General features: G+C 67.4%; 10 protein-coding genes and 1 tRNA gene. 8 read left to right on the forward strand and 3 right to left on the reverse strand.

All coding sequences use genetic code 11. From position 1 onward, the window contains the following. Window positions 1-655: site-specific integrase (locus ACRDUX_RS11445; RefSeq protein WP_526413934.1), on the forward strand; the 655-nt coding region annotated here is incomplete at its 5' end. 68 nt (window positions 656-723) lie between these two features. Here the strand turns inward: ACRDUX_RS11445 and ACRDUX_RS11450 are convergent. Continuing rightward, a tRNA-Gly gene (locus ACRDUX_RS11450) sits at window positions 724-797 on the reverse strand. 46 nt (window positions 798-843) lie between these two features. Between ACRDUX_RS11450 and dcd the strand changes: the two genes are divergently transcribed. From dcd to rfbA, 7 genes are all read left to right on the forward strand, one after another. Beyond that, window positions 844-1,413 carry a dCTP deaminase gene (gene dcd, locus ACRDUX_RS11455; RefSeq protein ID WP_526413936.1) on the forward strand — a complete coding sequence of 190 codons (570 nt, stop codon included), beginning with the start codon at window positions 844-846 and terminating at the stop codon, window positions 1,411-1,413. Window positions 1,414-1,573: 160 nt separating this feature from the next. Then, entirely contained in the window at window positions 1,574-3,109 is a 1,536-nt protein-coding gene (locus tag ACRDUX_RS11460; protein ID WP_526413938.1) for a DUF7159 family protein, read from the forward strand. A 113-nt stretch (window positions 3,110-3,222) separates the two neighbouring features. Next, window positions 3,223-4,572 carry a UDP-glucose dehydrogenase family protein gene (locus ACRDUX_RS11465; protein WP_526413940.1) on the forward strand — a complete coding sequence of 450 codons (1,350 nt, stop codon included), beginning with the start codon at window positions 3,223-3,225 and terminating at the stop codon, window positions 4,570-4,572. Window positions 4,573-4,582: 10 nt separating this feature from the next. Continuing rightward, window positions 4,583-4,909 (forward strand): DUF1330 domain-containing protein, encoded by a 327-nt coding sequence (locus tag ACRDUX_RS11470; RefSeq protein ID WP_526413942.1) that lies wholly within the window; start codon window positions 4,583-4,585, stop codon window positions 4,907-4,909. Between the two features lie 2 nt (window positions 4,910-4,911). Next, window positions 4,912-6,228 carry a cytochrome P450 gene (locus tag ACRDUX_RS11475; RefSeq protein ID WP_526413952.1) on the forward strand — a complete coding sequence of 439 codons (1,317 nt, stop codon included), beginning with the start codon at window positions 4,912-4,914 and terminating at the stop codon, window positions 6,226-6,228. 1 nt (window position 6,229) lies between these two features. After that, window positions 6,230-6,979, forward strand: coding sequence for a maleylpyruvate isomerase family mycothiol-dependent enzyme (locus ACRDUX_RS11480; RefSeq protein WP_526413944.1), 750 nt, complete (start codon window positions 6,230-6,232; stop codon window positions 6,977-6,979). Between the two features lie 9 nt (window positions 6,980-6,988). Beyond that, window positions 6,989-7,852, forward strand: coding sequence for a glucose-1-phosphate thymidylyltransferase RfbA (rfbA, locus tag ACRDUX_RS11485; RefSeq protein ID WP_526413946.1), 864 nt, complete (start codon window positions 6,989-6,991; stop codon window positions 7,850-7,852). On the opposite strand, the gene ACRDUX_RS11490 is transcribed toward rfbA, so the two are convergent. Together ACRDUX_RS11490 and ACRDUX_RS11495 are read right to left on the reverse strand one after the other, a co-directional pair. Beyond that, window positions 7,806-9,068: a YibE/F family protein gene (locus tag ACRDUX_RS11490; protein ID WP_526413948.1), complete on the reverse strand. Its 1,263-nt coding sequence runs from the start codon at window positions 9,066-9,068 to the stop codon at window positions 7,806-7,808. The genes rfbA and ACRDUX_RS11490 overlap by 47 nt on opposite strands. A gap of 88 nt (window positions 9,069-9,156) precedes the next feature. Next, the gene (locus ACRDUX_RS11495) at window positions 9,157-10,428 is read right to left on the reverse strand and encodes a pyridoxal phosphate-dependent aminotransferase (protein WP_526413950.1); all 1,272 of its coding nucleotides are present in this window, start codon (window positions 10,426-10,428) and stop codon (window positions 9,157-9,159) included. Window positions 10,429-10,611 lie beyond the last annotated feature (183 nt).

Here is a 10,611-nt window from a genome sequence, read left to right on the forward strand (position 1 = left end):
CGCCAAGGTCGCGCGTGTGTCGAGTGTTCACAAGGACGTGCCGACGTTCACCGCTGCCGAGGTCGAGCAGCTGCGCAGATTGTTCGTGAAGGACAGGATCGGGCACGCCTGGGAGCTCGCCCTGTACGGGCTGCGGCGCGGCGAGATCGCCGGGTTGCGATGGGCAGACGTCGACCTGACGGCCAAGACGTTGGAGATCACGAACAACCGGGTATCGGCCGGCGGTACGACCGTTGAGAACGATCCTAAGTCGCAGGCGTCGCGGCGGGAACTTCCCCTACCCGAACGGCTGCTGAAGGTGCTGCGGGCCGCGAAGACTCGTCAGGCCACCGAACGGCTTGCCCTTGGCGAGCACTACGGCTCAGGTGACTACGTCGTCTGCAACGAGATCGGCGAGCCCTACAACCCGGCCGTGCTCTCGCGGTACTGGGCCGAGGCCGTCGCCGCTGCGGGGGTCCGGCACATCAAGTTGCACGGCGGGCGGCACACGGCGGCCACGCTGATGCACCTCGACGGTGTGCCCGTGGCGGTGATCGCAGCGTGGATCGGCCACTCCGATCCGACCCTGACTTTGCGGGTGTACGCGCACTCTCAGGACGAGGCTTTGAAGGCTGCTGGGACGTCGCTGGACGGTCCGAAGAAGAGTTCCATTTGAGTTGTGACCCTAGGTGACCCTGAGAGGTCGGGTCGAACGCATTCGAACGGTGTCTGACCTGGTCAGAGTGGAGCCGATGACGGGAATCGAACCCGCGTATTCAGCTTGGGAAGCTGATGTTCTGCCATTGAACTACATCGGCTGGTGGTGGTCTGAGAATTTACACCACCAGCCGATACGCTCGTCGGGTGCTGCTCTCCGATCGCGACATCAGGGCCGAATTCGCCGCCGGAAGGTTGGGGATCGACCCGTTTGACGACAGCCTGATCCAGCCGTCCAGCGTCGACGTCCGCCTCGACAACCTCTTCAGGGTCTTCAACAACACCCGCTACACCCACATCGACCCGGCTGAACGCCAGGACGAGCTGACCACCCTGGTCGAACCGGCCGAGGGGGAGTCGTTCGTCCTGCACCCTGGGGAGTTCGTCCTCGGGTCGACACTCGAACTCTGCACCCTGCCCGACGACCTCGCCGGGCGCTTGGAGGGCAAGTCGTCGCTGGGAAGGCTGGGGCTGCTCACCCACTCGACCGCCGGGTTCATCGACCCCGGCTTCAGCGGACACATCACGCTGGAGCTGTCCAACGTGGCGAACCTGCCGATCACGCTGTGGCCGGGCATGAAGATCGGCCAGCTGTGTCTGCTGAGGCTGACCAGCCCGGCCGAGCACCCCTACGGCAGCGCCAAGGTCGGGTCGAAGTACCAGGGGCAGCGCGGGCCCACCCCGTCGCGGTCCTACCAAAACTTCATCAAGCGCTGACGTCCGCGACGCGAGTAGGGTCGAACCGGAGCCCAAATCGGACGCGGCAGACGTAACGACTGCGCTGGTGATGGCGATGAAACATCAGGGCGCGCTCTTGCGTTGAGTCCCTTACGAGAAGACAATACGTAGTAGAGCTAATACTTTTGGAGGGGTTTTCGTGGACATCGTGCTTGGTGTGTCTCTGACACCAAAGACGGTGCGGTTGGTACTGGTCGAAGGCGTCAAGGGCGATGGTGCAATCGTCGATCACGACACCTTCGACGTGACGCCATCCGACGGCTCGGCAACGTCGAGCGCATCCGCCCAAGTGGTCGCGGCCGTCCTGGGAACGCTGGAGAGCGCCCGCGAGGGCGGGCACCAACTCAAGGCGATCGGCGTCACGTGGAGTGACCACGCCGAGGCCGCCGAGTTGCGCGACGCGCTGGCCGGCCATGGCATCAACGACGCGATCCTGGTGTCCGAACTCCACGCGGCAGGAGTCCTCGCCCAGACGGCCGGTCGTACGGTCGGCTACGAGAGCACCGGGCTTCTGTTCCTCGATCGCGACACCGCGACGTTGTCGGTGGTCCGCACGGACGACGGCTCGATCGTGAAGGTCCTCAGCCGCAGCCTGCACAGCACGGATGCCATGGCGGTGCTCACCGAGATGGCCTCCGCCGTCGCCGCACAGGACTCCCCGCCCCAGGGCATGTTCGTCGTCGGCTCCGGCGTCGACGTCGCATCGGTCAAGTCTCATCTGCAGGATCTCGTCGAGATCCCGGTCAACGCCCCCGAAGAGTCGGGCCTGGCCCTGGCGCGCGGAGCGGCACTGGCGGCGGCCAACGCCCCGATCTTCGACGCGTCCACCGTCGGTTTGGCCTACTCGCAGGACCCGGACGGGACGACGGCGGGCAACGACTATCCCGGCCAGGTGGGCGCGGACACCCAGATCCGCCCCGTGGGCCTCGCCACCCCGGTGGCCGCTGACATGGACTTCGTCAACGCGCCCGCGGAGGAGGGACGCAAGCCGTTCCTGCTGGTCGGCAGCGCGTTGACGTCGGTCTTCGTGATCGGGGTGATCGCCCTGGTGATCTCGCTGGCCGTCAGCATCCGGCCGACGGCCGACCAGCGTCCCGACCCTGGCCAGGCCGCCATCATTCCGAGTGCCCTGCCCCCGGCCGCCCCCGCGCCGGCGGCGGTGCCACCGCCTGCCCCAGAGGCAGCTCCGCCTGCGCCCGCACCTGAGACCATCCAGGCGCCCGTGCCGGTCGCCAAGGAGCAGCGGCAAGCGCCGCCACCCCGCACGGTCTACGTCGATCAGCAGCCCGCCGCGCAGCCGCCGCCACCCGCGGCGATTCCCGATCCACCCGCCGCGCCGCCCTTGCCGGACCCGGTTCCCGTGGTCGCTCCGCCGCCGGTCTACATCCCACCGTTGCTTCCGCGGATCTTCACGCCCCCGCAGCAGCAGTGGCCCCAGCAGCAGTACCCGCAGTATCCGCAGCAGCAGTACCCGCAGTGGCCTCAGCAGCCCCCGCAGCAGCCCCAGTGGCCGCAATCGGGTGGTGACGACGGTTGGCCGGGTCGCGGTGGACACGGCGGCGGATCGGGTAACGACGGTTGGCCGGGACGCGGTGGACACGGCGGTGGCTCGTCGAACGGCGGTGGCGGCGGCGGCTGCTTCCTGATCTTCTGCAGCGGAGGCGGTCGGCACTGAGCCGGAGTCTCCCGTCGCTCAGCTCGCCCCTGGAGTCCATTGGTCACCCAGCGTTGGTCTCCCGATCAGTGTCACTTTGCAGTTAGCTCATCGCGGCGGCCTATTCAGGCAGTATGCGATGCACTGTGTTCGGGACGGGTTACCTCGGCGCCACCCACGCCGCCGGAATGGCCGCGCTTGGCCACGAGGTCATCGGCGTCGACATCGATCCCGGCAAGGTCGCGAAACTCGCGTCGGGCGACATTCCGTTCTATGAGCCCGGGCTGCGAAAAGTCCTGCGCGAGAACCTCGATGCCGGGCGCCTGCAGTTCACCACCGACTACGACGCGGCAGCCGAATTCGCCGACGTCCACTTCCTCGGCGTCGGAACCCCGCAGAAGAAGGGCGAATACGGTGCGGATCTGCGTCACGTCCACGCGGTGATCGACACGCTGGTGCCGCGACTGCGGCGCTCGGCGGTGATCGTGGGCAAGTCGACGGTGCCGGTCGGCACGGCCGCCGAACTGTCCGAGCGGGCCCGCCGGCTCGCCCCGGCCGGGGTCGGCGTCGAGATCGCCTGGAATCCGGAGTTCCTCCGCGAGGGGTTCGCGGTCCACGACACCCTGCACCCCGACCGCATCGTCCTTGGCGTGCAAAGAGATTCACAGTGGGCGGAGGCGGCGGTCCGTGAGCTCTACGCACCCCTGCTCGACGAAGGCGTCCCGTTCCTGGTCACTGATCTGCAGACCGCCGAATTGGTCAAGGTTTCGGCGAACGCCTTCCTGGCGACCAAGATCTCGTTCATCAACGCCATCTCCGAGGTGTGCGAGGCCGTCGACGCCGACGTGACGCTGCTCGCCGACGCACTGGGTTACGACCCCCGGATCGGGAGGCGATTTCTCAACGCCGGCTTGGGATTCGGCGGCGGCTGCCTACCAAAGGACATTCGCGCGTTCATGGCGCGTGCGGGTGAACTCGGAGCGAACCACGCACTGACCTTCCTGCGAGAGGTGGACGGCATCAACATGCGTCGTCGCACCCGGATGGTCGAGCTGGCGACCAAGGCGTGCGGCGGCTCGCTTCTCGGCGCCAACGTGGCCGTTCTCGGGGCCGCCTTCAAGCCCGAGTCCGACGACGTGCGCGACTCACCCGCCCTCAACGTCGCGGGCCTGCTGCAGCTCAACGGCGCAGGAGTCAACGTCTACGACCCGAAGGCGATGGAGAATTCGCGGCGGGTCTTCCCCACGCTGAACTACTCGACATCGGTGCTCGAGGCGTGCGACCGCGCCGACGCGGTCCTGGTGCTCACCGAGTGGCAGGAGTTCGTCGACCTCGACCCGGACGAGCTTGCCGCCACCGTGCGCGCGAAAGTCGTTGTCGACGGCCGTAACTGCCTCGACGTCGCCAAGTGGCAGAACGCCGGGTGGCGGATGTACGCCCTCGGCCGCCGCATCGCCCCAACGGCGGGTGCGGTCGCGTCGTAACTTGGAGACCATGACGGTCTATGCACTGAACTTGTTCGACATCGCCAACCGGGACGAATACCTCGCCTACTCCAAGCGCTCACCCGCCGAGGTCGGCCGCCACGGGGGGCGCGTCGTCGCGCTCGGGCAGTTCCGCGAGGCCGTCCTCGGCGACGTGGAGCCGCGCAAGGTGCTCATCCTCGTCGAGTGGGACTCCAAGGAGGCGTTCGACGGCTACTGCGACGATCCGACGCTGAAGGACCTGCACGCGCACCGCGAGAACGGGTCGTCCTCCTACGTCTGGCATCTGTTCGACCGGTTGGATGATCTGCGGCCACTGCTTAAGCTCAACCCATGACGCTGCGTCAGCGCACACACTGGTTCGCCCTGCACGGGTTCATCGGCCAGCTGGCGTCGTTCGGCGCCAAGCGCGGCGAGATGCAGGGCAGGCTCATCGCGGATCCGACGGTCCGGGCCGACCCGGGTGGTTTCGCCGACGAACTCCGTGCACGCGGTCGGCTGGTCCGCGGCAGAGCGGCCTGGATGACCGCCGATCACGCCGTGGCCCATCAGTTGCTGCGCTCGGATGACTTCGCCGTCTCTCCCATCGGCAAGTCGCTGCCCCGCCCGCTGGCCTGGCTCGAGCAGCGCACCATGGTCAAGGGTCGACTCCATCCGCTGCTGCCGCCGTCGCTCCTGTCGGTCGAGCCGCCGCAGCACACCCACTACCGCAAGACGGTGTCGTCGGTATTCACCACCAGAGCCGTTGCCGCACTGCGGGATCGGGTGCAGCAGGCCGCGGCAGCCCTGATCGACGAATTGGGCGACGGAACGGTCGGCCGAACGGTTGACATAGTCGACCGGTACTGCTCGCAACTGCCCGTGACCGTGATCGGCGACATCATCGGCGTCCCGGACCGTGAGCGGCCCCGCATCCTCGAGTTCGGTGAGCTGGCGGCGCCCAGCCTCGACATCGGACTCAGCTGGCCGCAGTATCTGCGCGTCGAACACGGGCTCGACGGCTTCAACGCGTGGCTGGCCACCCACATCCGCGGCCTTCGCGATGCCCCCGGTGACGACCTGATGAGCCAGCTGATCCTCGCCAGCGAGGGCGGCACCCGCTTGAACGACGAGGAACTGCGAGCCATCGCGGGCCTGGTGCTCGCCGCAGGCTTCGAGACGACCGTGAACCTTCTCGGTAGCGGGATCCGCATCCTGCTCGACCACGGGGACCAACTCGACATGCTGCTCGAGGCACCGGACCTGTGGCCGGGAGCCGTCGAGGAGATCCTCCGACTCGAGTCGCCGGTGCAGCTCAGTGCCCGGGTTGCGCTGGTCGACACCGAGGTCGCCGGACATACGGTCGAGGCTGGTCAACTCGTCATCCTCTACCTCGCCGGCGCCAACCGCGATCCCGAGGTGTTCACAGATCCGCACCGCTTCGACATCACCCGCGACAACGCGGGCAGGCACCTGTCCTTCTCCGGCGGCAGGCACTTCTGCCTCGGCGCTGCGCTGGCCCGTGCGGAAGGCGAGGTAGGGCTGCGAACCTTCTTCGAGCGCTATCCCGACGCCCAGCTCGCGGGGGCGGGGAGCCGCCGCGACACCCGGGTCCTGCGCGGATGGTCGACGTTGCCGATCAGGCTCGGCGAAGCGCGCGCAGCGGTACGTTCGTAACGTGGACTTCCGCGCGACGCTGCTCGAGGAGACCCGGGCCTTCGGTGACGTCGTCCGCGACGCCGACCCCAAGACCCCGGTGCCGACCTGCCCCGGCTGGAGCATGAACCAGCTGTTCAAACACGTGGGCCGAGGTCATCGCTGGTCGGCGCAGATCGTCGCCGAACGCCGTCTCGCGCCGCTCGATCCCCGCGAGGTCCGCGACGGGAAACCGCCCGAGGACCCCGACGCCGCGATCGACTGGCTGAATCGGGGCGCGCAGCTGGTCATCGACGCCGTCGACCACGTCGGGGCCGACACCAGAGTGTGGACTTTCAACGGGCCGCGTCCAGCGGGTTGGTGGATCCGCAGGCGCGTGCACGAGGCCACGGTGCACCGCGCCGACGCCGTCCTGGCACTCGGCGGCGAGTTCCAGCTGCCGTCGGAACTGGCGGCTGACGCCGTCACCGAATGGATCGACCTGGCCACCGTCTCGGCGAATCTTCACCAACCGCCGCTGCGGCGCGGGCTGACCTTGCATCTGCACGCCACCGACGATGGTCTCGGACCGACCGGGGAGTGGACGATCACCCACGACGAGGACGGCCTGAACTGGTCGCACGACCACACCAAGGGGGAAGCCGCCGTGCGGGGCAGTGCGGTCGACCTCCTGTTGGCGCTGACCGGTCGCCGCTCCGCCGCCGACGCAGGCATCGAGGTAATCGGCGACGCCGGCATCTGGGATGCCTGGCTGAGCCAGACCTCGCTCTAAGCTGCCTCCATGCGTGGGATCATCTTGGCAGGCGGATCAGGCACGCGGCTGTATCCGATCACCATGGGCGTCAGCAAGCAATTGCTTCCGGTCTACGACAAGCCGATGATCTACTACCCGCTGTCCACGTTGATCATGGCGGGCATTCGTGACATCCAGATCATCACGACCGCGCACGACGCACCCGGCTTCCACCGACTGCTCGGCGACGGGTCGGACTTCGGGGTGAACCTGAGCTACGCCGTGCAGGATCAGCCCGACGGGCTGGCGCAGGCATTCGTCATCGGCGCCGACCACATCGGCAATGACACCGTCGCACTGGTGTTGGGAGACAACATCTTCTACGGCCCTGGACTGGGCACCAGCTTGAGACGCTTCGAAAACGTCAGTGGCGGTGCGATCTTCGCATACTGGGTGGCCAACCCGTCGGCGTACGGCGTGGTCGAATTCGCCGAGGACGGCAAGGCCACGGCGCTGGAGGAGAAGCCGGCCAAACCGAAGTCGCAGTACGCGGTGCCAGGGTTGTACTTCTACGACAACGACGTCATCGAGATCGCGAAGTCACTGAGCAAGTCGGCGCGAGGCGAGTACGAGATCACCGCCGTCAACCAGACCTACCTCGACCAGGGCAGGCTCAACGTCGAGGTGTTGGCGCGCGGAACCGCATGGCTCGACACCGGCACGTTCGACTCGCTGCTCGACGCCGCCGACTACGTTCGCACCATCGAACGGCGCCAAGGGCTCAAGATCAGCGTGCCAGAGGAAGTCGCGTGGCAGGTCGGCTTCATCGACGACGATCAACTGGCGGCTCGCGCTCACACGCTGCTCAAGTCGGGTTACGGCTCGTACCTACTGGATTTGTTGAAGCGGTAGACGCCGAAGCTGCGGGGGTCGCCAGCACGGCGGCGATACCCGTGGTCAAGGGCACCGACAACGCCAGCGCGATGCCGCCCACCGCGGACCGCGCGATCTCGATGGCGACACTCTCGCTGGTCAACACGTCGCCCAGCGATCTGTTCGCCACGCTGAAGAGCAGTAGCAGCGGCAACGCACTACCCGCGTACGCCAGCACCAGGGTGTACACGGTGCTGGCGATGTGATCGCGGCCCACCCGCATCGCCCCGACGAAGATCGCCCTGCGGGAGGCACCGTGCTCGGCGATCTCGAACGCCGTCGAGGCCTGCGTGACGGTCACGTCGTTGAGTACGCCGAGCGATCCGATGATGAACCCGGCCAGGAGCAGTCCGGTGATCGAGACGTTGCCGAGGTAGGCGGCCACCTCGTTGTTCTGGTCCTCCGAGAGTCCGGTGAGGTGTACCAGTTCTATTGCCGCCCAGGACAACACGCCCGCGAGCAGCAGCGCAGAGAGGGTGCCCAGTAGGGCGGCGCTGGTCCGCAGACTCACCCCGTGCGCGAGATAGATGACGGCGTACAGGATGGCGCCCGACGCGACAAGGGAGACGGGAACCGCTGGCGCCCCGTCGCGCAGCGCAGGCAACAGGAACACCATCAGGACCGCGAACGCCACCACGATGCCGACGAGCGCGCGGAGTCCCCGCCAGCGGGCCACCGCGACGACCACCACGGCGAACGTCGCGGCCAGGATCGCCAGCGGCCACGATCGTTCGAAGTCGAAGAACGCGTACGACGTGGTCCCGTTCTGGTCGACCTGCCTGCTGATGCGGACGTCGTCGCCGACGGCGAGGCTCGGCTGGCCGGGCCCGCCGCTGAACTCCAGGAGCGTGTTGGCGCCCTTGTTGGGTCCCGAGCCGATCTGCACCAGCGTCTGCACGCACTGCCCATTGCCCGGGGGCGCCTCGACGGGGGCGGCCGTGAGTACGCCACCCGCCGAAGGGCTGCCGCACGGCGCAGCGGAACTGGACAGCACGTGACCGGATTCGGTGGTGACCGCCCCGCCCTCTGCGTTCTGGAGCGGGAGCGGGATGTCGACGCTCTGGTGACTGGGCCACAACAGGGTCATGCCCGCGATGATGGCCACGCCCATCGCGATCAGCAGGCCGACGACGATCTTGGCCGCCAGCGGCCCAAGCGGTGCCGGATCCGAGGACAGTGAGTGCGAGTGCGCCACTGGCACAGGGTAGAGGGGTGGGCTGGTGTGTTACTGCGGGCTGGGGGTCCCCCCGCTTGCGGGGGAGAGCGGGAGCGACCGGGGGATGTTACTGCCGGTAGCTGGCGAGGAAGTTCCCGAGCCGTTCGATCGCGTTGGAGAGGTCGCGGGCCCATGGCAGCGTCACGATCCGCAGATGGTCCGGTGCGGGCCAATTGAAGCCGGTGCCCTGCACCACCAGAATCTTCTCCTGCAGGAGCAGGTCGAGCACCAACTGCTCGTCGTCCTGGATGTCGTGCACTTCGGGATCGAGTCGAGGAAACGCATAGAGCGCACCCGCGGGCTTGACGCAGGAGACGCCTGGGATCTCGTTGAGCTTGGCCCAGGCGACGTCACGCTGTTCCAGCAGTCGCCCGCCGGGAAGCACCAGGTCCTCGATGCTCTGATGCCCGCCAAGGGCCACCTGAATGGCGTGCTGCGCGGGCACGTTCGGGCACAGCCGCATGTTCGACAGGAGGTTGATGCCCTCCAGGAAGCTGGCGGCGTGCTCCTTGGGTCCGGTGATGGCCAACCAGCCCGCGCGGTATCCGGCCACGCGGTATGCCTTGGACAGTCCGTTGAACGTCAGGCACAGCTGATCGGGCGCGACCGACGCCATCGCGATGTGCTCCGTGTCGTCGTAGAGGATCTTGTCGTAGATCTCGTCGGCGAGGATCAACAGCTGGTGCTTGCGGGCCAGTTCGGCGATCTGCTCGAGGTTCTCGCGGCTGTAGACCGCACCCGTCGGGTTGTTCGGGTTGATCACGACGAGTGCCTTGGTGCGGTCGGTGATCTTCGACTCGAGGTCGGCGACGTCCGGCATCCAGCCCTGGGTCTCGTCGCAGAGGTAGTGCACGGGCGTGCCGCCCGCCAGCGCCGTCGACGCCGTCCAGAGCGGGTAGTCCGGCGCCGGGATGAGCACCTGGTCACCGTTGTCCAATAGCGCCTGCAGCGTCATGGTGATCAGTTCGGAAACACCGTTGCCGAGGTAGACGTCGTCAACGTCGAGGCGCGGGAAACCCTCCACCAGTTCATATTTGGTGACTACCGCGCGGCGGGCCGAGATGATGCCCTTCGAGTCCGAGTAGCCCTGGGCGTACGGAAGCGCCTGGATCATGTCGCGCATGATCACGTCGGGCGCCTCGAAGCCGAACGGCGCGGGGTTGCCGATGTTCAGCTTCAGGATGCGGTGCCCCTCGGCCTCCAGCCTGGCCGCGTGATCGTGCACCGGGCCGCGGATTTCGTAGAGGACGTCCTGCAGCTTCGTGGACTGCGCGAACGTGCGCTGCGGCGGCTGATGGCCGGTGTGCCAGGGCAGCTGGTGGGTACTCACGTCGTTCATCGTCTCACCCCCGTCCAGTGGTTTTGGGTCGCCGTCAGCGTTTGCCCGGACGACGCACTCCCGGTGCGATGCCGAGGCCCTTCACCGGCGGTTCGGGCTTGGCGGGTTCGGCGGACGCCTTGGGTTCGGTGGCCGACTCGTCGGCGGAGTCACCGTTGGACGGTTCGGCCTTCGGCGGCGCCG

Source organism: Mycobacterium sp. (assembly GCF_050701675.1).
Taxonomy (GTDB): domain Bacteria; phylum Actinomycetota; class Actinomycetes; order Mycobacteriales; family Mycobacteriaceae; genus Mycobacterium.

Coding starts and splice junctions, on each gene's coding strand:
- ACRDUX_RS11470 (WP_526413942.1), top strand. CDS start 4,583: ATGACGGTCTATGCACTGAACTTGTTCGACATCGCCAACCGGGACGAA.
- rfbA (WP_526413946.1), top strand. CDS start 6,989: ATGCGTGGGATCATCTTGGCAGGCGGATCAGGCACGCGGCTGTATCCG.
- ACRDUX_RS11465 (WP_526413940.1), top strand. CDS start 3,223: ATGCGATGCACTGTGTTCGGGACGGGTTACCTCGGCGCCACCCACGCC.
- ACRDUX_RS11495 (WP_526413950.1), bottom strand. CDS start 10,428: ATGAACGACGTGAGTACCCACCAGCTGCCCTGGCACACCGGCCATCAG.